This is a genomic window from Caulobacter sp. DWR3-1-2, assembly GCF_049896225.1.
Classification (GTDB): domain Bacteria; phylum Pseudomonadota; class Alphaproteobacteria; order Caulobacterales; family Caulobacteraceae; genus Caulobacter.
On record NZ_JAFCTW010000001.1, the window covers coordinates 187752 to 209693 of the forward strand.

Below are 21942 nucleotides of genomic sequence, written 5' to 3' on the forward strand. Positions count from 1 at the left end.
TGCGCTGCAATGCGTAGATCGAGGCCAGGAATGAGGGCCAAGTCATTTGGTCGAAAGAGGCAGCACTCTGTCTTTCGCAAACGCTGCTATTCGTCCAGGCTGCGGCGGCCAACCCGGCATCCGAATACGCCTCGGAATCAAGCGTGACGTTGGAGCCAGGCATCTCGGATGCCAGATCTCTGCATGATTTGAGATCACGACATTGCGTGAAAGCTCGAGCGTCGAAAGGTCTGAGAGTCTGACTCATAATGTTTCTGATTGTGATCAGAGTGTTGCGAGCCTTCGGGTCATGAGTTGGACCGAAGCCATGAAGAGCCATGCGGTTGAGCTTGCGAGAGTGGCCTCGAAATCCTTGGCCAGGCGTCGGTTTCGGCCGAGCCAGGCGTCGGTTTCGGCCGAGCCAGGCGAAGGTGCGCTCCACCAACCAGCGGCGGGCAGCAGCACGAAGGTGCGTTTGGCGGTGTCGGATCGCTTGATGATCTCGATCTCCCAGTCGCCGCGTCCGACCATGGCGTGTCGCAGCTTGTCGCCAGCCTAGCCGCCGTCGGCGAAGACGTGGCGCAGCCAGGGGAAGCTGGCGCGGATCGAGGTCAGGACGTCAGGCGCGCCGTCACGGTCCCGGATATCGGCTGTGTGGACCAGGGCCGTGACGAGCAAGCCGCCGGTGTCGGTGAGGATGTGACGCTTGCGGCCCTTGATCTTCTTGCCCGCGTCCCCCCGGTCCAGCCTCCGGCTGGCCGAGGACAGGCTCCCCCAACAGGCCCGCCGCTTTCGGTGGTCTTGACGCTCTGGCTGTCGACCACCCCGGCGCTGGGCGAGGCCTGGCGTCCCACCGTCTCGCGGCAATCCATCAGCAACAGATGATCGAGGGTCTGCCAGAGCCCCTTGTCGCGCCAGGCGTAGAAATAGCGCTGAACCGTCGTCACCGGCGGGAAGTCCCCCGGCAGCATCCGCCACGGCAGACCGCCGCGCAAAACATAGAGCAGCGCGTTGGTGATCGTCCGCAACGACCATTTCGCCGGACGACCCAGGCGAGACCGCGCCGGGATCAGCGGCTCCAGAACCGCCCATTCCTGGTCCGTCAGATCGCTTGAATACCGCAGGCCCTTTCAAGCACGCTTGCCCCAGGTGATCTCAGTCCACATGTCGTTTTCCGTTGATCACTCGCACCTCCAACAGAATCACAAGGGCCTGAAATCACCCAACTTCATTTCGGGTCAGCCTCTAAGCAGGAGGCTCCTTTAGTTTTCCGCCGTCGCAAGCTGTGGCTTTCGATGAGCATGGAAACAGACTATGTCTCTGAGTATGTTTGTCGCGCGGCTGCGAAGCTCCTCGATGGCTCGGCCAGAAAGAGATGTCCGGGCCGATCCCTAGCCCGGCAGGTTGAGCCAGACGGGTGCTTCTCGATCGGGGGCGTTAACCTGACAACGTCGCCGGATGCCGATACGGGTTTTACTGAAATCGGTGGCTTGATACCGAAAAGGTATCGCAACGTTGTCGGCTTTCCTTAACCGCTCGTGGATTACGAAAGATGACGGGGACAGCGAGAACACATCTCGATTGTGTCGATTGACCCCGGGCCAGCGATCCGCCATCGATCGATCTTAGGATGCGCCGGAGAAATCAATGCCGCAGGTGAGTGTTGTCATCCCCACCTTTGGGCGTCCTGAGCTGGTCAGCCGGGCGGTGCGCGGCGCCTTGGGCCAAGTGGGAGTCGAGGTTGAGGTGATCGTCGTCATTGACGGTGACGATCCCGCGACCTGCGCGGCGCTCGCAGCCATCGACGACGAGCGGCTGCGGGTCATCAGCCATGAGGGCAAGCGCGGCGCCGGCCAGGCGCGCGATACGGGAGCGGACGCTGCAACCGCCGACTGGGTCGCCTTCCTCGATGACGACGACGACTGGATGCCAACCAAGCTGGCCGCGCAGCTGGCCGCCGCGCCGGAAGGGCCGGCGATCATCATGACCCTTTCGGACGCCGTCAGCTCCTACGGAACCTTCGTGCGTCCCAGCCTTCCCTACGCCGAGGATATGCCCGTCGATGAATGGCTGTTTGGGCGCCACAGCTGGACGCGCGGCGGCGAGAGCTTCCTTCAAACCTCTTCCCTGATGATGCCACGCAGCCTGTTTGCCCTAGCCCGTTTCACCGACACCAAACAACACGAGGAGTGGGAGCTTGTGATTCGTGCGGTCAAGCAGCACGGCTATCGGCTGATCACCGTACGCGAGCCTCTGGTGACCTATTACGTGCCGGAAAAGCGCGCCTCCCTGAGCCGGACCTATACTTGGCGGAACTCTATTGAGTGGGCCATGGGCATGCGCGAGGTCTTGAGCCGAAAAGCCTTTAGCGGCTTCTGTCTGACCGTCGTCGCCCAGATGGCGGCCAGCAACGGCGCCAACGAAGCCTTCCGGCCCCTGCTTCGGGCGGCCTGGACCTACGGTGCCCCGACCCCTCGACAGCTCTTCGCCTTTGGCTTCTTCCGCCTTGCTCCGGAGAGCTTCCGGCGCCAGCTGAGAGCGCTCATGCAGGCCCAACCCAGGTCCGCCTAAGCTTGACGAGCCCAGCTTCATTATCGGCTTGTCAATCCCTCTGTCCTATGACGGCGCTCGACGTCTCCCGATCCGGACCCGAATGATGCACGCCTTGAACCAGCCCTCCTCCGGAAAACGCGTACTGGTCACCGGCGGCGCCGGTTTTCTGGGGTCTCATCTCTGCGACCTGTTGATCAGGGAGGGACACGAGGTCCTCTGCGTCGACAACTTCTTCACCGGATCGCGGACCAACGTCGCCCATCTGTTGTCTCATCCGCGGTTCGAACTGCTCCGCCACGACGTGACGTTTCCGCTGTTTGTCGAGGTAGACGAAATCTACAATCTCGCCTGTCCGGCCTCGCCAGTGCACTATCAGCATGATCCGGTTCAGACGACCAAGACCAGCGTGATCGGGGCGATCAACATGTTGGGACTGGCCAAGCGCCTCAAGATCAAGGTCTTCCAGTCGTCGACATCCGAGGTGTATGGCGACCCGAGCGTGCATCCCCAAACCGAGGATTATTGGGGTCACGTCAATCCCATCGGCCCGCGCTCTTGCTATGACGAGGGCAAGCGCTGTGCCGAGACCCTGTTTTTCGATTACCACCGACAGCACCGCCTGCGCATCAAGGTCGCGCGGATCTTCAACACATACGGTCCCCGGATGCGGGCCGACGACGGGCGGGTGGTCTCCAACTTCATCGTTCAGGCTTTGCAGGGACACGACATCACCATTTTCGGCGATGGCAGCCAGACACGTTCGTTTTGCTATGTCGACGATCTGATCGGCGGATTCTACAAGTTCATGAACACGGGTGACGAAGTCACAGGGCCGCTGAACCTGGGCAATCCGGTGGAAATGACCATGATCGAGCTGGCGAGCGAGGTGCTGGCGATCACCGGATCGAAATCGAAGATCCGGTTTGAACCCCTGCCGCAGGATGATCCGAAACAACGGCTGCCCGACATTTCCCAGGCGCGCGCTTTGCTGGACGATTGGCAGCCCAAGGTACAGCTGCGCGAGGGTCTGACCGAGACCATTCGCTATTTCGAAGCCCAACTCGGCGGCAAGGCCGCCTGAGCGTCAGGCCACCACGACCGCGCGTTGCGCCGCGCGGCGTCGGCTAAAGAAGTCCGCCGTCGGTTTCTCTATCGCGGCATAGACGAGGATCCCCGTCAGTATAGCCCCGCCTATGAACAGGGCCACGCGGAGGAGCGGGGGAGCGCCCTGCAGCGGAGCCTTGGCCAGTTCCATGAAGATGGGATGAGACAGGTAGAGCGAATAGGAGATGTCGCCGAGCCTGCCGAGGGGCGCGACGGCGGTGAGGCGCCAGACGGGTTCAGCCAACAGGGCGCCCAGCACGATCAGAACGGCAGGCGGGCCGAAAATGAGGGTCGGGGGCAAGCCCGGAGCCATAAGGTGCACCAAGACCAGCATCGCCAACCCTGCGGTCATCAGCGCCAGCCCGCCCACGCTCGATCGCGGCAGTCCCCGCTCGGCCAACAGGCCGAGCAGCATGCCGGCGACGAACTCCAGCCATTTGACGCTGGTCAGGGCGACCATGATCGGTCCTGTGGCATGCAGGACCTTGAGGCCGATCAGGCCGACCAGCGCCGCCGCGACGGCTAGCAGCCTCCAGGAGCGTGGAAGCAGCAGGGCCGCTCCGAAGATGAGATAGAACAGCATTTCGTAGTTGAGCGACCACCCGACCTGCAAGAAGGGTCCGGGTTCACCTGTCAGGCTATTGGTGTAGGGGATGAACAGCAAGGTCTGAATGAATTCCCAAACCGAAACGAACTGGCCCCGCGACGCCAGCAACAGGGCGAAGACGCTCAGCAGGACATAGTAGAGCGGCACGATCCGGGCGATCCGTCGCTTCCAGAAGGCGATCGGAGTTTGGCCGGGGGCCCGGGACGCCACCCACATCACAAAGCCGCTGATGACGAAGAACAGGTCGACACCGCCCATGCCGAGTATCGGCCACTGGTCGGTGGTTACATCGCCATGCACGAAAATGAAGGCGTGATAGACGACCACCGCCAGAGCGGCGACGCCTCGCATGCATTGTACGGAGTTTAGCCATCCCATAGCTCTGCGTTACAGGCTCCGCGAAACCCGGTAAAGGCTGGTGGGTCCTTGTCGGATACGCCTTGTGTACTGCATCGTGCAGCGGCGCTTGTTTGCGTGAGGAGGCGAATTAGTTCTGCGGCGCCGGGATGCGTCGGGATCGCGCCGGGGTGGCTGGGGTGGCGGAGAGCGGATCCGCCAGCGCTTGGGGAGCGCGGGGCGTGACAGCGGCCGCCCGGACCTGAGGCGCGGCCGGGCTGATGTCGATTTCGATAGCTTTTGCGCTGGTCTGTAGCACGACCCGGGGCGCGGCGGCAGGCACGGGCGCGACGGAATCCAGTGGCGGCAAGTCAGGCAAGACAAAAGTGGATTCGAGATCGACGGCCCGGAGCGCGAAGCTGCTCAGCGCCGCAATCCGGCTCTCTACCGGTTCGATCAAGGCGTACCTGCCACTAAAGGCGGACGACAGGCCCCAGGCGCCCGGCCAGCGATAGAAGATGTGGGCTCCGATCTGCCCGATCTTCACGAGGCGTGGAGCCCAGTAGGGCACGACGAAATCCGCATGATAGTGAGTCGCCATCCCGACACCCGTGGCGACGCCGCCGTTCAAGGCCGCACCGGCGACGGCCCGGGCCCGGGTCCAGCCCAACGCCGACGGCGTTCGCGCCAAAGAGCCGTCGCATGTGAAGGTGAATTGGCAGCCCGTCGTCTGCTCCGACCCTTGGAACACCACACCACAAACCGTCTTTGGATAGGCCGGGTGTCGCATGCGGTTCAGGACGACCTGAGCGACAGCCGCCTGGCCTTGTGGCGTTTCCGATCCCGCTTCGTAGTAGACCGCAGCGGTCATGCAATCGAGCGCGCGGCCATAGGATTCGACGTCAGCGACCGGAGCGATGAACGGCCGCGCGGGCTGAATGGGCAGCTTCGACGGCGGCATCGCAGCATTCGCCATCCGCGCCTCCTCGGGTGTCAAGGGCTGTACGTCCTCTGGGGATAACGTAAAGCTTTCAGGCGCAAGGCGGGGCAGGGGCAACCTGGCCTGCGCCAAACCCGCAGCTGGCCGGGCTGCCGGACGTCCGGGCCCCGTCGCAAGCGGATACAGCAGCCCAACGGCCGTCGCCACGGCAAGCGCCAGCGCGGCCCAAACCGTGGGCCACAGAATTTTCTTAGGCATTCATCGATCCCGGTTTCCAGACTGCTCAATGTCGAACGAGAACGGATTGATAGTACAAACAGCTGTCTCTTAGGAGCGTATCGAGAGCAACGCCTAAGAATTGTTGGCCCCAACAAGTGAGCGGGGAGTCAGATGATGACGCTAGTCAATGACGCCGGTTCCAACGTCAAAAATGCCCGTTGCGATGACCAGAACTGGATACGTCAGGCTGTTTCACGAGCCAGTTTGCGGATTTTGGCCACGCCGCCACCCGTATCGACAAGGGTTCGTCAAAGATCGAGCGTCTTTTAAAGGGCGGGATTTGATCATCGAGTCTGGCCTAGAGCAACTTGTTGGATCGACGTCAACGATTAACGCCTGCTCTTGACGCTTGAGGGCACCGACGCTGTCGTTTTCGTCACCAAATAAGACGTGTTCCGCGCCCTCGACTTCGACCAGATCAATTTGCTGCCAAGATGCAGACTTTCGGATCTGCGCGACGTCTATCTGGAGGATGGGCACGCAAGGCAAAACCCAATTCTACATCGGTCCCGCCTGGTTATCTGATAACCTGATCGTAAATGGCGGCGCCTTTTGGTCTCACGATCATCCTGACCCGTTGCCGAACCACCTATAAGGCTCAGCTGGAACTCATCTTCCCTATCCCGAGAACTGAGTAATTAATTGAGGCCGTTCCAGCTTCTCCACCAGTCGACGAAGCGCGGCAGGCCGTCGTCCAGCGCTACCTTGGGGTCGTATCCCGTCAGGGCGCGAAGTTTGGAGACGTCGGCATAGGTGGCGGTGACGTCGCCGGGCTGCATGGGCCGCATGATCTTGACCGCCTCGCGACCGAGCGCCGTCTCGAGAATCCGGATCATCTCCATCAGACCCACGGGCTTGGAGTCGCCGATGTTGAAGACTTCGTGGGCGCCGTGGGCCGGAGGGTTGTCGAGCACCCCGACGACCCCATCAACGATGTCGTCGATGTAGGTGAAGTCGCGCGCCATGCGGCCTTCGCCGTAGACCTCGATCGGCTCGCCGCGCATGATCTTCCCGGTGAACCCGAAATAGGCCATGTCCGGCCGGCCCATCGGTCCATAGACGGTGAAGAAGCGCAGACCGGACTGGGGAAAGCCGTACAGCGCGGCATAGCTCTGGCTCAGCAGTTCGCACGATCGCTTGGTCGCCGCGTAGAGCGACACCGGCGAGACGGTCGGATCGTCCTCGCGAAAGCCCTGACCGTCCAGCGGCCGGTCGCCATAGACCGAACTCGACGAGGCATAGACGAGATGCTCGACCCCGGCGTGGCGACAGGCCTCCAGGATCGACAGGTGGCCCTTGAGGTTTGAATGCTCATAGGCGAACGGATGTTCGATCGAATAGCGCACCCCGGCTTGGGCGGCCAAGTGGACGACGCGTTCGGAGCCCGTCGCCTTGACCAGATTCAGCATGGCCTTTTCGTCGGCGATGTCGGCCCGCTCCATGCGGAAGGCGGGATAGGAGGCCAGCCGCTCGGCCCGGGCCGCCTTCAGCGCGGGGTCATAATAGGCGTTGAACACATCCACGCCGATGACGGTTTCGCCTCGCTGAAGAAGGCGTTCGGCCACGTGCATGCCGATAAAGCCGGCGGCGCCGGTGACGATGACGGTCATCAGGTGATTCCGGAAAATAGAGTACGTTATGAGAGGAAGGCATGAGCCTGACCGCCAGCGTTCACATCCAAAAGTGAGGCGGCGGCCAGGAAGGCTTAATCCCTGCACGGTCATGATGCAACGCCGCTACGGCCTTAGGTTCGATCGACCGTCGTCTGCCGTTCGTCAAAAATCATTCGTGCGATCGAGCAAGACGAGAACGAAAAGACCGGGTAGAAACTCCATTAGGCACTGATAATACTTACCGGTGGTGAGGACCGAGATCGCGCCACGCGTATAGACGACGACCGGCTTGCCGTTTCGAAAGTATAATATTCAAAAACCAGCGTTTAAGGGTCGTTCCTTGATACACATGTCCCGGAGAGCCACTGGATTGGCGGCGTTTGCCATTGCTTCGGGATCAGCGGCGGCGGGGCTCTTTCTGCCGCAGCAATCCGGGCGCTCCGGCGGTGCCCAGGAAGCGGACGCGACGCCGGATAAGGGGATCGATCCGCATGCATTCGGCATGCATCTGGTCGGTGTCACGGGGTGGGATCAGGACGGTACGACGCCCTTGAACACGCCGCGTCACACCTTCGGCTGCCGGTCTCTTCGCATCTGGGACTGCGGCGTGCCCTGGTGGCGAATTGAGTCGTCGAGGGGGCGGTATGACTGGTCTCGTCTCAATGCCGAAATGCGGATTTGGACCGTCGGTTATGACGACATCATCTACTGCCTTGGCCAAACGCCGAACTGGGCGTCGGGGGAGATGGAGACCTCGGGATGGACCCGACCGGCCCCGCCCCGTATTATCGCGGACGCCGCGAACTTCGTGACCGCGCTGCTTGAGCGATACCCGCAAATCACCGCGGTCGAATGCTGGAACGAGCCCGAGAACAGACATTTCTACACGGGCAGTATTCAAGATCTCGTTGATCTCACATTAGCCCAATCAGCCGCAGCGCGCTCTGTTCGGCCGGGGGTCAAGGTTCTGAGCGCCTGTCCTCAATCCTTTGGTGATCGGGGGAGCTATCTCCGGGCCTATCTTCGCGTGCTGTTCAAGGCGAATCCTCGATCGATCGACGTGGTCTCCGTGCACACCTACGTCATGCCCCGGCAGCCTGAGGCCATCTATGAACTCGTCCGGGGCTTGCGCGAGATCATTGTCGCGGAAGGGTTCGGACACCTCCCGATGTGGTCGACGGAATTTGGCTGGGGGGGAGTTCCGGGGGCTCCGAGAGCAGGGGGGTTCGTGGACTGGCGATCGGGCAGCAATGTTTTCGAGCCGTTTCGCGTCATGGACCAGTGCCAAGCCCAGGCTCTGCAGCGGCAATATTTCTACGCGGCGGACAAGAAGTTCAGCGCCATAAGACTCCTAGACTTCAACAGCAATAACAAGGTTTTGCCTCCCGGTGCGGCGCTCACCTACCTGTCCGGGCTGCTGGCGGGCGGGGCGATCGGCGCCTTGGACCGGGCTGGGCCTGTATTCCGCGTGCCGATCAGAACCGCCCAGGGACGCGAGGGTCAGGCGCTGTGGTGCGCGGACGGTAACTCTTCGAGAGTGGAGCTCGGGTGGGCGTCGGAGATTCGCAGCGTGACCGGGTTCGACGCGGGGGCAGCACGGCCACACGGACGATCACGGACACGCCGCTTATCGCGTTGGCGTGGGCAGTTTCCAATACGATCCAGATTGATCATGAGGACGCGAGCCTGGAGTCGTGATCGATGCGGGTGAAATGCTTACGCAAAACCCGGCCTTATTCAGCTATGCGATATAGTTCTCCTATAAATCGAGACTGAGATCTGACACCGCGTGTTCATCCGAACATGATTTCGGATTCCACGAACCCTTTGGAAGCGGACGCCGCGATGTTTGATGCGATTTAGAAACAAAATACTTCATAAACCCGTTCGTGGCGTCGTGGCGCGAGTCCCACGGGAAATGACCGAGGTCGGGACGGCCGGCCAGCGGCGCGGCGGGCGGCTGATCAAGATCGCCATGCCTGCGGCGGCGTTGCTGGCCACTGCCGCCGGCCTGATCCTCAGCCTGCTGGCTCCCCACTTCCTGCCGAGTTCGGAATATGTCGAGTTCAGCCTGCTGTTCGGCTACGGACAGCTGGCGGCGACCCTTCTATTCGAATGGAGCCGTCAGGCCGGCCTCCGATACGCCTACGGCCGCGACAATGATCTAGCCGATCGGCGGCGGCGGACATTGGTCGTCTTCTACGCCGTCGCCGTCATGGTGCTGGCGACGGGGGGCGCGCTGATCCTGTGCCTGCCTGCAGCCTCGACGCCGTTCAAACTGGGAGCGATCATCGCCCTCTATGCAGCGGCCCAGGGCGTATTCGATGCGCGACAGGCCTTCGCCCGCGCTGCTGGCGACGATAGCCGATTCACGGTCTCCTTGCTCAGCCGCGCGATCCTCAGCCTGGCCATGTTCGCGGCTGTGGCCCTGGTGACACGCGACGGGATCTTGGCCACTCTGGCCCTTGCCGGATCTTATGCCGCTGCGACCGTGGTCACCAGCTTACGACAGCCTTGGGGCAATCCCTTTGGCCGGATAGCCCCGGATCAACTAAAGTTCCTGCTCGCCTTCGGTTTGACCGGCGCGGCGGCGTCCATCGTGGCGATTTTGGCTCCGAACATCGTCCGGTCCGCCGCCGTGGTCAGCGTGGGAAAGGCGTCGGTCGGTGGCTTTCTGCTGGCGCTCGACCTCTCACAAAAAGGGCTCTCGGCCATTGGCATGGTGGCGTCACTTATTCTGGTTCAGAAGTTGAACAGGGCTGTAGAATTCGAGACGCATGAGAGTTTTGTTGCCCAAGGACGCATCCACATCTCCGCAGCGTTCGGGGTGTTGGCACCAGCCTTCATAGGCTTTGTCGCCGTTCAGGAGCAAATGGCGGCCGTCTTGGTGCCATCGACATTTCGGATCGAGTATCTGGCTTGGGTCATGCCGCTGACCTTAGCTTCATTTCTGATTTGCGTGCGAATTTACGTCGTAGATCCCTTTTTCTACGCTCATGGCCGATCCAAATTGGTTCTCACTGGCGCATTGATCAATATCGGAGTGCTGGGTGTAACGACTCTGGTCGCGACTACGGCATTTAAAATCAACCTCGTAGGTGTGGTCGGCATCTATGTGGCCAGCGCGGCCGCAGCCTTGGTGGTTTCGAGCGTCCTGTTGATCAGAGCCATCCGGCCAGTCTGGCCCTTGCGCGATCTCGCTGCCATCGTGGCAGGGTGTTTGGTCATGATGGCTGTCTCTCTTGTGCCAACAGAGTCGTCCTTGGTGGGCCTAGCGCTAAAAACGGCCCTTTGTGGAGGCTCCTATCTTATGGTTCTGTTTCTGTTGGATGGTTGCGGGCTCCAAACGATAAGTCGGTCGCTGGCTTCCAGTGTGTTGCGGCGCCCCCTTAGACCCGAGAACCGATGATGACAGCGACGAACAACCAACATCTCCCGCAGATTGATCGACACGTCGGGACACAGGGCCCGCGTCCGTCCGGCCTCTCGATTCGCTGGCAGACAGTTGCACAGATCCTGTGTGCTGGTTATATCGCGGCGCATTACATCGCTCTTTTGGTTCAAACGTCATACAAGTCTACGCTGCTGGACGAGCTTACTGCTCTCGCCATTCTGCCTTTGGCCTTGATGTTCGCCGTGTCGCGGCCCGGTCGTATCCCTGGCCTTCTCTTCCTCGTCTATTTGATCGTGTTGATCCTCGGGGGCTATCTGAGCCAGTATGGCGGCGTGCCTCAACCGCGCGCCGCGCTTGTCGCTGCCGTGCTCGACGCAAAGATTGCGATCTTCACTTTTGCACTGGCTTTTTTGATTGCCCGAAGCCCCGAACCCGAAAAGATCATTCGGGTCGCCGTCTACACCCTAGCCGTCTTCGCCGTGATCAATCTGCCCTTCGTATTTCTCGATTTGGCTCGGGGCTCCGACATTTACGGCGCGCACCTGACCATCAAGGGCGGCTTCCCGCAACCGCGCGCGTTGCTACACCACCACACCGAAGCTGCATGGCTCTATTGTCTCGCGGGCCTTGGCGCATTCACCTTGTTCCAGGAACGTCGGCAACAACTATTCCTTTGGCTGGCGCTCGCCTTTGGCGCCACCCTGCTCATAACCTTGTCGGTGAAGGAGATCGCCGCCTTCCTAATCGGCGTGGTGATCATCGCAGGCAGCGCCCATGGCGGTCGTCTGGGGAAAGCGGTTCTCGCCCTGTGCATCGTGGGAGGGGCCGCGGTCGTTCTCTACAGCACCAACATCGGCGACGCGATTCTCGGGCACGCTGGAATGTTTGTCGGTGAAAGTGCGATCCCTACGGTACGCGGCGCAATGACGGAGGTCGCTCCAGCTATAGCCAATGAGAATTTCCCCCTTGGGTCTGGCGGCGGCACATTTGGAAGCGCTCCGTCCTACCAGTACGGTTACAGCGACGTCTATTACAGGTACAACATATACAAATTGTACGGCGGAAGTCCCGAATACAGTAATTTTCTTCAGGACGTGTTCTGGCCCAAAATCATCGGCGAGGCCGGATGGATTGGTTTTGCAGCCTACGTCACGTTCATGGCCGTCCTAGTCCGGAGGCTGAACTCGCCCAAATTCTCTCACAACTCATCCACAGTCTATTATAGGAGACTTTCCCTTTCTATAGTTGTCGCCATACTGATTATATCTTCCGCGTCAGCACCATTCACTAACGAGTTGCTTCTATTTGCGGCCGCCCTAGGATTTGGCTATAGCGCACGCACTTTCATCGCCAGAAAACGCCGCATTCGCCACCTGGACAATCAGCAGGAACGGACGGATTAACGTCTTGAGCAGTTCTGGATTTGATACCGGGGGAACACAATTTGAGGACATTCTACCCATATTAAAAGTCTAACAAAAGCGCCTGAGCGAGTAGTTTTTGTAAACTCGGCTAAGGAGATTGTTTTGAGCGTCAGCGCCACTGCTTCCTCTCCATCAAAATTCAACATCATTCAGCTTCAAAGAATGATCGCGGCCATAACTGTCGTTGCTTGCCATTGCACTTTTTATACATCGGAGCGTTTGAACAACGATTTTAACATATACTCGGAGGGATCGAGGGGCGTTGCGTTGTTTTTTGTAATCAGCGGCTTTGTAATGATCATCTCCACCCAGAGACGATCCAGTAAAAACAACGAATGGCTGACCTTCATTTTAAGGCGCATGGCGCGAATAGCGCCGCTCTATTGGGTTATAACCACGGTTAAGGTTGTCGCCCTTATCGTTGCAGCGAACTATGTTCTTCACGCCGAGCTTGATATTCCATATATATTAAAGTCTTACTTATTCATACCGAGCTTAAATCTAGATGGAGAAATAAAGCCACTTCTTGGTGTAGGTTGGACGCTCGTCTACGAGATGTTGTTCTATATTGTGTTCTCGATCGCACTTTTGATACGACGCGACCCATTTATTGTATCAACTCTAGTCATGCTTAGTTTTGCGATTGCTTCCCTATTCAAAACTGATCAGTGGCCGGTGCTGGCATACTTTCTTGCCGATGGCATCGTGCTGGATTTCGTGTTTGGCATGGTTGTCGCTAAAATTGTTATTTCTGGTCGGAAAGCCGATCCGACCGTTATGATCTGCGTCTTGCTTCTCAGCTTGATCCTTCTTTTTGCGCCGCAAGGCGGCGTCACCCGGTTCTTGGAAGGAGTCGGCGTCGATACGGGCAGGGCAAGCCTGGCAGTGGGCATCCTGAGCGCGCTGATCATCTGGTCGTCGGCGGGTCTCGAAGATCGGCTTGGGAAATTCGTCCCTACGCCGGTGCTGTTCCTTGGCGCCGCGTCCTATTCTTTGTACCTCGTCCATCCGATGATCGGTCCAATCGTGCCGGAGGTCATGAATCGCCTGCTGCCGCCGTCTCAGACCGGGGCAGGTTGGTTTGCCGTCAGCAGCGCTACCGGCGTATTAGCGTCGGTTGGCGCCGCAGCTATTGTTTACATTTTATTTGAAAAGCCGGTGACCGGCCGACTGAACGAACAAATAAAGTCTCTGGCCGGTCGGCGGGGAAAACTCACGGCGCACGGTCAATAAACCGACCGTTTCAGCTCAAAATTCTGGCGGGATTGCCGACAGCGCGCGCATGTTCCGGCACGTTTGTCCGCACGACGGCATTTGCGCCAATCACCGCTTCATCACCGATCCTTATGTCGCCTACGATAACCGCGCCTGCATAGATGACCGCTCCATTCCCCACTTTTGGGTAGGAAGGGGTGTCTCGATGCGAACGGCCCAGCGTAACGTGCTGATAAATCGTAACATCTGAACCGATCACCACGCCTTCGCCAACGACTACTCCCGTTGGATGAGGCAAAAACAGACCTTCTTTGATCACGGAAAGTGGTGAAAGGTAGCAACCGCTTTGCGCAACATTCAGGCGCCAAATCATCTTGCCCAAGACGTGACTTATGCGACCTGCTTTCTCAAGGTTGACACTGCAACGATAGAAGAAAACTACCCGAAAGCCGGGGGAAAACACAAACCCGTTGAGAAACCCAACAAGACTTTGAGGCTTCAGGTTCGCCCTCAGATCCGCTTTCAGGATATCTATAAATGACAATTTGCGCCCCTTTGGCGAGATCATGCTTTTCTCGCGGACAGCGCTTTGTAGATATCGATCAAGCGCGCCAAGACCACTTCCTTACTGATGCCCTTGCTTAGGAAGCCATCCCGGATGGCGGGGCGGTCCACAGGGGTTTCGAACAATCGTTCGACCAGCCCTACCAGCTCCGCTTCCTCCGTGGCGTTCGAGACAAAGGCGTACGGCACGCCGTCCAGCATGTCGCGCACATTGCCCACATCGGTGGTCACGACGGGAATCCCGCAACAGAGGGCCTCCTTGACCGAGTTCGGAGAGCCTTCGAAATCGGATGTCATCAGGTGGACGTCGGCGGCGTTGAAGAAGTCCAGCACCCGTTCGCGAGGTTGGTTGACCAGGATCAGCTCGCGGACGTCGCGCTCCGGGTGGGCCGCCTGCAGGCGGTCGATACAGGCCCTGAAACGGTCATAACGTTTCTGCGTCCGGTATTGGTCCTTTGAGCTCACGAACAGCAGATAGAAGGCGTCATCATCCAGTCCCAAACGTACGCGGGCCGGGGCTTGGTCGGTGATATAAAAACGCTTAGCGTCCGCACCGTTGGGCAGATTGACGAACTTGTCGTTGCCGACGAACTGCGGCGGGATGGGACTTTTGAAGATAACGCGCTGAGCGAGGATCACGCCAAGATTGCACAGAGCCTTCCTGGCGACTGTGCTGTTGACGCCGTCCATCTCGTGTAGCCAGTCATTCAGGAACGACAGAACAATCGGCTTGCCCGTAAAGGCCAGATAGGTCGCCAGCCCTGAATACAGGTGGTGGCAGTGGATGACATCGGCGTGGCGCGCTTTGGCGCGGATCGCCTTGATCGCCTTCAGATAAGCGCTCTTGCCCTCAAGACGGCCGTTGATGAAGACCAGATTGGTGGCAACGCCGGCGGCGGCGACGGATTCGATCTGTTCTTTGACGAAGATTCCGTATTCCGGCACTTCCGGATAGGGATAGGCGTTAGTTACGTGGAGGACGTTCACGACAGGTGGAGCGCGGGTCATTGCATAGCGTCCGCTGCCGATGCGCAGGCCGTTTCGTATTCCGCCAGAATTTCCGGCCAGAGGAAGTTTTCTTCATATCTACGCAAAATGGCCTGGCGAGCCAGCATCAGCGGTTGTCCGCCCTTATCCACCTCGTCGAAGGCGGCGCCACACATCGTCTCGTCGGCAAAGTACCACTGCCCGTCGCCCGCGACCCATCGATTATAGGGATTGTCGTGGGCGATGATGGCGTTACCGGCGCCCATCGCCTCGACGAGCGAGGGATTGGTGCCGCCGACGCTGTGACCGTGGCAATAGGCGGCGGCGTGGAACCGCAGGGCCTGAACCACGGATGGGTCGTAGATGGCGCCGGGAAAGATTACCCGACCCGCGCCGGCGGCGATTACCGCGTCATGGTAGGCATTCTTGCCGGGCTCCAGCTTGCCCAGGCAGATGAAGCTGAGATCGCGCGGCTTGCTGGCAAAGGCTTCGATCATCGGCAGGATGTTGTTTTCGGGCTCGATCCGTCCAATCGAGATCACGTACCGACCGGGCTCGAGGCCACGCGCCACGACCGGCTCGGTCGGAGCCGCGGTGATCAGATCGGCGCCGTAGGGTATCATCACGATGTCTGCGGCGCGCCGGCGACGCTTCAGATGCCGAGCGATTTCCGGGTGATCGGCTATCAAGGTGTTGGAGGTCAGGGCTCCGATCCACTCGTTGAAATAGAGCCAGATGCGCCCGTGCCACGGCCATTTGGCGCGCTTCCACTCGATGCCGTCCATGTTCATCAGAAGGGGATTGCCCGTCAGGCGAAGCAGGGCGCTGAACAGGGCGGTGTTGTAGCCGAGAACGAGCATCACGCCTCGTTCCTTCATGGCGTGCATCGTGCAGGCCCAGTCGAATTTCATCGTCCCGGTGGCGCCAGCGTCCGCCACGAACGTGACCCGCCGGATGCCCTGCCAGTCGTCGATCGTCGCACCCGCCGGACCTGAGTCGGCCTGACAGTAAACGGTGACGGCCCAGCCCTTGTCGCGCATGTGCAGGGCGAAGCGCTGGGCGAAGGTTTCGAACCCGCCGTGCGCCGCCGGCACGCCGCGCGTGCCAAGGATGTAGAGCGAGCGCTCTGCAGACATCAATCGGTCCTTGCTTGGGCCAGGACGCTGTTGCGTAGATATTTTCCATAGTCCGACTTGCCGAGCTTTGCGGCTAGCGCCTCGAGCTGGTCGGCGTCGATAAATCCCTTGTTGAAAGCCACCTCCTCGGGACAGGCGATCTTGAAGCCCTGGCGCTTCTCGAGTACGCGCACGAACTCGGCGGCCTCGATCAGACTGTCAGGTGTTCCAGTGTCCAGCCAAGCGTAGCCGCGGCCCATGATCTCAACCGATAGAGTGCCCTGTTCCAGATAGATCCGGTTGACGTCGGTGATCTCGAGCTCGCCGCGCGGGGAGGGCTTCAGATCGCGGGCGATGTCGACCACGCTGCTGTCGTAGAAATAAAGGCCCGTCACCGCCCAGTTGGACTTGGGATCGGCCGGCTTCTCCTCGATCGACAGTGCTCGCATTGACTTGTCGAACTCGACCACGCCGTACCGTTCGGGGTCGGCCACGTGATAGGCGAAGACGGTGGCGCCTTGCGTCCGCGTCATGGCGCTGGTGAACAGGTCGATGATGCCGTGGCCGTAGTAGATGTTGTCGCCCAGGATCAGGGCCGAGGGGCTGCCGCCGACGAACTCCGCGCCAATGATGTAGGCCTGGGCCAGTCCGTCGGGGCTGGGCTGGACGGCGTACTGGATCTCCATCCCCCACTGCGAACCGTCGCCCAGCAGGGCCTGGAAGCTGGGAACGTCGCGCGGCGTCGAGATGATCAGCACTTCGCGGATGCCGGCCAGCATCAGGGTCGACAGCGGATAGTAGATCATCGGCTTGTCGTAGACCGGCATCAGCTGTTTGGACGTGACCAGGGTCATGGGATGCAGGCGCGTGCCCGATCCTCCGGCCAGGATGATGCCCTTCATGCGGATGCCCTTTCGGCGTGTAGGTCGGCGACGATCTCGGCGACCGCGGCCTGCCAGGGGCGGGGCGCAATCTTGTAATCGCGCGTCAGTTTGTCGGTCGACAAACGCGAGTTGGACGGGCGTCGCGCCGGGGTCGGGTATTCGCATGAGGCGATGCCCTCGACCGAAGCCGATGGCCCGCCGACTGCGGCGCTCAGCGCGAATACCTCGCGCGCGAGCCCGGCCCAGCTCGTCTCGCCGGCGTTGACGAAGTGATAGACGCCGCTAGGGGCGTCGGCGTTCGCGATCATCGCCACGGTAAGGGTTTTGAGCACGTCGGCGATATCGTGCGCCGAGGTCGGACAGCCGACCTGATCCTCAACGACCCGCAGCGCAGGTCGGTCGACCGCAAGCCGCAGCATGGTCTTGAGGAAGTTGGCGCGATGGATGCTCAACACCCAGGCCGTGCGCAACACGACCGAACGGGGATTGCCGCTGCGCACCGCCAGTTCGCCGGCGAGCTTGGAGGCGCCGTAGACGCCCAGCGGCCCGACCGGATCGGTCTCGAGGTAGAACCCGTCCTTGGAGCCGTCGAACACATAGTCGGTCGAGACCTGGATCAGGGGGATTCCCGCCTCGCGCGTGGCGTCGGCCAGGACTGCGGGGCCCATGGCGTTGGCGGCGAAGGCGGCGGCGACCTCAGTCTCGGCCTTGTCGACAGCGGTGTGCGCGCCGGAGTTGATCACGGCCGCGAAGGGCCGGGCGGCGAAGACGGCCCTAACCGAGGCGGGGTCGCTCAGGTCCAACTCGGCTCGCGCCGGCGCGTGGAGGACCACGCCTTCGGGCCAGGCGGCGGCCAGAAGCTCACGCCCCACTTGGCCGGCGCCGCCGGTGATCAGAATGTGGACCGGGTCAGCCATTCGCAGCGACACCCAGACGTTGGGTCGAATACCGAGCGTCGAGGATGTCCTGCCACCAGGACTGGTTGCCCAGATACCAGGCCACAGTCTGTTCAATGCCCTGTTCGAAGGTCACGGACGGGGTCCAGTCCAGATCGGCGCGAATCTTCGATGCGTCGATGGCGTAGCGCTGATCGTGGCCAGGACGGTCGGTCACATAGGTGATCTGGTCGGCGTACTGGCCGTTGGCCTTGGGCCGCAGGCGATCCAGGATCGCGCAGATGGTCGTGACCACCTCGATGTTCTGTTTCTCGGCGTTGCCGCCGACGTTGTAGGTCTCGCCGGGCGCGCCGGTCTCGAACACCGCCTGCAGGGCGCGGGCGTGGTCGTCGACGAACAGCCAGTCACGCACATTGGAGCCGTCGCCGTAGACCGGCAGGGGCTCGCCGTTCAGCGCCCGGATGATAATCAGCGGGATCAGTTTCTCGGGGAAATGATAGGGGCCGTAGTTGTTGGAGCAGTTGGTCACCAGAACAGGCAGGCCGTAGGTGTGGCCCCAGGCGCGAACCAGATGGTCCGACCCGGCCTTGGACGCCGAATAGGGCGAGCGCGGATCGTAGGGGGTTGTCTCGCTGAAGAAGCCGTCCTCGCCCAGGGAGCCGAAGACCTCGTCGGTCGAGATATGGTGGAACCGGAAGGCGGCCTTGTCGGCGTCCGGCAGATCACGCCAATAGCCGAGGGTCTGGTTCAGCATGACGAAGGTGCCCACCATATTGGTCTGGATGAACTCGCCCGGCCCGTCGATCGAACGGTCGACATGGCTCTCGGCGGCGAGGTGGGCGACGACGTCGGGCTTGAACGCATGCAAGGCTTTGGAAACCGCATCGGCGTCGCAGATGTCGGCCTGGACGAAGCTGTAGCGATTGCTGGCGGCCACCGGTTCGAGCGAGCTCAGCACGCCAGCGTAGGTCAGCTTGTCGAAGACCAGGACTTCGTGGTCGGTGTGTTCGATCAGGCGACGAACAAGGGCCGAGCCGATGAATCCGGCGCCGCCGGTGACAAGAATTCGCATGCTGGTTTTCCTCACAGCGCGGGGAAGGGCTCAAGCGGCCGGCCGTCGTAGTCGAACGGGCTGTCGAACTGGGCGAGGGTGGGCAGACGGTTGTCCTTGTCCGACAGGACCGGTCCGGAAGCAGGCAGGGGCCAGTCAATGGCGATCGTCGGGCAAGACCACAGGATCCCGCCGTCACAGTCCGGAGCATAGACATCGGTCACCTTATAGGCCACCTCGACATCGGGCCCAAGGGTGACGAAGGCGTGGCCGAAGCCGACTGGGACGTAAAGCTGCTCCCCGCTTTCGGCGGTCAATTTGGCCGCGACATGTCGGCCGTAGGTCGGCGACCCCCGTCTCAGGTCGACGGCGTAGTCCATGATCGACCCGCGAACACAGCGCACCAGCTTGGCCTGGGCGTGGGGAGGCTTCTGGTAGTGGATGCCGCGGAGCGTGCCCTCGAACGCCGAGAAGGACTGGTTATCCTGCACGAAGCGATCCGTGATCCCGGCGGCGGCGGCGGCTGTTTCGGAATAGGTTTCCGTGAACCAGCCCCGGGCGTCGCCGAATCTCTTCGGCCGCAACAGTGTTACGCCAACCATATCAAGACCCCTCTGACGCGCCATGATTACCGACTTGTGTGCAGTGCAGCAAGGCGAGAAGGGACCAGCCCGGACCTGCGACGGGCAACCACTGTTCCACTGCGGCGGACACGCGGCCCGCTCGCGCGCAGGTGACCGATCCGCCGCTGAGGACGGATCGGAGCCGGATCAGGTGGCGTAATATTTCTTGTAGTCCTCGTAGTAGTAGCCGGCGTCGCCGTAGCCGTGTTTGGACTGGGCGTTCATATCGACCTGGGTCAGCGCCACCCCGGCGATGTGGGCGCCGGACTGCTGCAGCATCTTGACGGCATTGTTGATCGCCCGCGCCGGCGTTTTGCGCCACCGCGCGAGCAGCACCACCATGTCGGCCTTGTTCGCCAGGATCCGGGTGTCCGCCAGGGCCAGAACGGGAGCGGTGTCGAGCAAAACGAGGTCAAACGAGGTCCGCAGCTGTTTGAGCAGCTGGTCCATGGCCGGGGAGCCGAAGATATCCTCCGTCGAAGAGGTCGTATGGGTTAGCGGCAGAACATAGCAGCCGGACGCCTGGTCTAGGGTCAAGGCCTGCTCAAGCGTTGTCGAACCGTGGAGAAGCTCGATCAGGCCGTCGTCGACGGCGATGCCGAGCGCGCGCGTGACCGACCGGCGACGCAGGTCGCAGTCCAGCAGGACGACTCGACTGCCAGCTTGGGCCGCAACCCGGGCCAGGCCGATCGACGTCGTGGTTTTGCCTTCGGCCGGAAGGGCTGAGGTCAGAACCACGACTTTGCCGGCCTGTCCGCTGACCGAGTAGGTGATCGACGTCCGCAGCGATCGAAACGCCTCGGCGAAGCCCGACAGGGGTTTCATCAGCACGAAGTCGATCGGGTTGGCGTTCTTGTCGGAACCTTCCGCTACCGAGGTCATCAGGGGGATCGAGCCGATCGCGGGCAGCCCCAGCTTGCGTTCGACCTCTTCCGAGGTCGCCAGACCGGCGTCCATCATTTCCGCCAGGATGACGGCGGCGAGGCCGGCGGCCATGCCCAACACGAGGCTGATGGCGACGTTGAGCATGACATTGGGCGAGCTAGGCTCGGTCGGAATGGACGCGCGGGCGACGATCCGGGCGTCGGCCTGTTCGGCGCCTTCCTGGGCGCCGGTTTCCTTGAACCGGTCCAGATAACTTTGATAGATCGTCCGAACGGACTCGGCGTTGCCTTCCAGCTCCTTCAGCCGGACCGACGCCGTGCTGTTAACCGCCAGGGTGCCCCGGGCGCTGCCCAGGCTCGCGGCGACCGAGGCGGTGCGCTCGTTGGCGACCTGCACGCGCGCTTCCAGATTGGAGACAATGCGGCGAATCTCGGCCTGAATCTGGCCGTCGATGTCTGAAAGCTCCCTCTGCGCCCGGATGATATCGGGGTGGCGGGGGCCGTACCGGCTGGTCATTTCGGCGACACGACCGCTGATGCCGGCCCGCTGGGCCCGAAGCTGCTGGATCACCGTCGAGTCGAGCGCCTCGCCGACGTCGTCGCCGTTGGACCCCGCCGCCAGTTGCGACCGCGCAGTGCGAAGACGGGCCCGTTCCTCGGCCTCCTGCGCCTTGACTGTCGCAAGCTGCTGGTTGTAGGCGGAAATTTCCTGTTCCGTCAGGGTCGTGCCTTGCGAGCTCAGAAGATTGTTGGCGACCCGATAGTTCGACACCGCCGCGTCCGCGTCCTGCACCTGACGCCGAAGTTCTTCGAGGCGGGTGTTCAGGAAGGTGTTGGCCTGCCGTGTTGCGTCGAATTTCTGCTGGAGCTGGCCGGAAAGATAATGGTCGGCGAAGGCGTTGGCGATCCGCGCGGCGTTCACCGGCTTCTGGGAGGTGAAGCTGATATTCATGGAATAGGTCAGGCCGACGCGCCGCACCTTCAGCCCCATACCGACCGCATCGATGACCGCCTGCCGCTCCGCTTCGCGTTCGGCTGGCGTGCTGGGAACGGGGTCGGCGTGACCGAGACCCACCAGCCGTTTCAAGGTCTGGACCGTTCCAGGCGGAGCCAGGCGGGCGTTGAACTCGGGATCCTGTTCAAGATGGAGGGCGTCGACCACGGTGGCGACGAGTTCGGGTGACTTGAGCGCCTCGACTTCGGTGTCCACCACGCTCGTATCGGCGTTCAGGTTTGACAGAACCGCTTGGGACTCGACCACCCGCGCCGTGCGCGTATTGATCTGGACGCTAGCGCTGGCTGTGTAGGCCGGCGTTTGACGCAGCATGACGACCATCACGCAGAGGGCGACCACGATCGCAACGGCGGCGAAAAGCTTCATTCGCCGGCGGAAGACCGAGAACAGGCGCTGGATGTCGAGCGGCTCGCCGCCGCCGCCGGACCGGGTGTCGATTGCGGTCTGGGTGTCGATGGTATTTGTCATTGAACCGTCAT

Annotated in this window: 17 protein-coding genes and 1 pseudogene; 6 read left to right on the forward strand and 12 right to left on the reverse strand. The window is 61.2% G+C overall.

Annotated elements, in window-relative coordinates:
* Window positions 1-264 precede the first annotated feature (264 nt).
* A pseudogene (locus ACP696_RS00960) lies at window positions 265-1103 on the reverse strand (IS5 family transposase).
* 523 nt (window positions 1104-1626) lie between these two features.
* Between ACP696_RS00960 and ACP696_RS00965 the strand changes: the two are divergent.
* Both ACP696_RS00965 and ACP696_RS00970 read left to right on the forward strand, forming a co-directional pair.
* Complete coding sequence (locus ACP696_RS00965) at window positions 1627-2550, forward strand: glycosyltransferase family 2 protein (RefSeq protein WP_426043372.1); 924 nt, start codon at window positions 1627-1629, stop codon at window positions 2548-2550.
* 94 nt (window positions 2551-2644) lie between these two features.
* Entirely contained in the window at window positions 2645-3613 is a 969-nt protein-coding gene (locus ACP696_RS00970; protein WP_426043373.1) for a UDP-glucuronic acid decarboxylase family protein, read from the forward strand.
* 3 nt (window positions 3614-3616) lie between these two features.
* Here ACP696_RS00970 and ACP696_RS00975 read toward each other — a convergent pair whose 3' ends face one another.
* The 3 genes from ACP696_RS00975 to ACP696_RS00985 form a co-directional block, all read right to left on the reverse strand.
* On the reverse strand, window positions 3617-4594 hold the full coding sequence (locus ACP696_RS00975) for an acyltransferase family protein (protein WP_426043374.1): 978 nt from the start codon (window positions 4592-4594) through the stop codon (window positions 3617-3619).
* Window positions 4595-4730: 136 nt separating this feature from the next.
* Window positions 4731-5555 (reverse strand): cell wall hydrolase, encoded by an 825-nt coding sequence (locus tag ACP696_RS00980; protein WP_426011657.1) that lies wholly within the window; start codon window positions 5553-5555, stop codon window positions 4731-4733.
* Between the two features lie 881 nt (window positions 5556-6436).
* Window positions 6437-7408 (reverse strand): NAD-dependent epimerase/dehydratase family protein, encoded by a 972-nt coding sequence (locus ACP696_RS00985; protein WP_426043375.1) that lies wholly within the window; start codon window positions 7406-7408, stop codon window positions 6437-6439.
* 373 nt (window positions 7409-7781) lie between these two features.
* On the opposite strand from ACP696_RS00985, the gene ACP696_RS00990 reads away from it, so the two are divergent.
* From ACP696_RS00990 to ACP696_RS01005, 4 genes are all read left to right on the forward strand, one after another.
* Entirely contained in the window at window positions 7782-9122 is a 1341-nt protein-coding gene (locus ACP696_RS00990) for a hypothetical protein (RefSeq protein WP_426011655.1), read from the forward strand.
* 207 nt (window positions 9123-9329) lie between these two features.
* Window positions 9330-10820 (forward strand): hypothetical protein, encoded by a 1491-nt coding sequence (locus ACP696_RS00995; protein WP_426011654.1) that lies wholly within the window; start codon window positions 9330-9332, stop codon window positions 10818-10820.
* Window positions 10817-12208, forward strand: a complete 1392-nt coding sequence (locus ACP696_RS01000) for a hypothetical protein (RefSeq protein WP_426011653.1) — start codon at window positions 10817-10819, stop codon at window positions 12206-12208. The genes ACP696_RS00995 and ACP696_RS01000 overlap by 4 nt, the downstream gene beginning before the upstream one ends.
* A gap of 123 nt (window positions 12209-12331) precedes the next feature.
* Window positions 12332-13462 carry an acyltransferase family protein gene (locus ACP696_RS01005; protein WP_426011652.1) on the forward strand — a complete coding sequence of 377 codons (1131 nt, stop codon included), beginning with the start codon at window positions 12332-12334 and terminating at the stop codon, window positions 13460-13462.
* 10 nt (window positions 13463-13472) lie between these two features.
* Here the strand turns inward: ACP696_RS01005 and ACP696_RS01010 are convergent, their stop codons facing one another.
* The 8 genes from ACP696_RS01010 to ACP696_RS01045 form a co-directional block, all read right to left on the reverse strand.
* Window positions 13473-14012, reverse strand: a complete 540-nt coding sequence (locus ACP696_RS01010; RefSeq protein WP_426011651.1) for a serine O-acetyltransferase — start codon at window positions 14010-14012, stop codon at window positions 13473-13475.
* Window positions 14009-15016, reverse strand: a complete 1008-nt coding sequence (locus ACP696_RS01015; protein WP_426011650.1) for a glycosyltransferase — start codon at window positions 15014-15016, stop codon at window positions 14009-14011. Before ACP696_RS01015 ends, ACP696_RS01010 begins: the two co-directional genes overlap by 4 nt.
* The gene (locus tag ACP696_RS01020) at window positions 15013-16131 is read right to left on the reverse strand and encodes a DUF1972 domain-containing protein (protein WP_426011649.1); all 1119 of its coding nucleotides are present in this window, start codon (window positions 16129-16131) and stop codon (window positions 15013-15015) included. Before ACP696_RS01020 ends, ACP696_RS01015 begins: the two co-directional genes overlap by 4 nt.
* The gene (gene rfbA / locus ACP696_RS01025) at window positions 16131-17012 is read right to left on the reverse strand and encodes a glucose-1-phosphate thymidylyltransferase RfbA (RefSeq protein WP_426011648.1); all 882 of its coding nucleotides are present in this window, start codon (window positions 17010-17012) and stop codon (window positions 16131-16133) included. The genes ACP696_RS01020 and rfbA overlap by 1 nt, the downstream gene beginning before the upstream one ends.
* Window positions 17009-17911, reverse strand: coding sequence for a dTDP-4-dehydrorhamnose reductase (gene rfbD / locus ACP696_RS01030; RefSeq protein ID WP_426011647.1), 903 nt, complete (start codon window positions 17909-17911; stop codon window positions 17009-17011). The genes rfbA and rfbD overlap by 4 nt, the downstream gene beginning before the upstream one ends.
* Window positions 17904-18962: a dTDP-glucose 4,6-dehydratase gene (gene rfbB, locus ACP696_RS01035; protein WP_426011646.1), complete on the reverse strand. Its 1059-nt coding sequence runs from the start codon at window positions 18960-18962 to the stop codon at window positions 17904-17906. The genes rfbD and rfbB overlap by 8 nt, the downstream gene beginning before the upstream one ends.
* Window positions 18963-18973: 11 nt before the next feature.
* Window positions 18974-19543 carry a dTDP-4-dehydrorhamnose 3,5-epimerase gene (rfbC, locus tag ACP696_RS01040; RefSeq protein WP_426011645.1) on the reverse strand — a complete coding sequence of 190 codons (570 nt, stop codon included), beginning with the start codon at window positions 19541-19543 and terminating at the stop codon, window positions 18974-18976.
* A 168-nt stretch (window positions 19544-19711) separates the two neighbouring features.
* On the reverse strand, window positions 19712-21931 hold the full coding sequence (locus tag ACP696_RS01045) for a GumC family protein (protein ID WP_426011644.1): 2220 nt from the start codon (window positions 21929-21931) through the stop codon (window positions 19712-19714).
* Window positions 21932-21942: the final 11 nt, after the last annotated feature.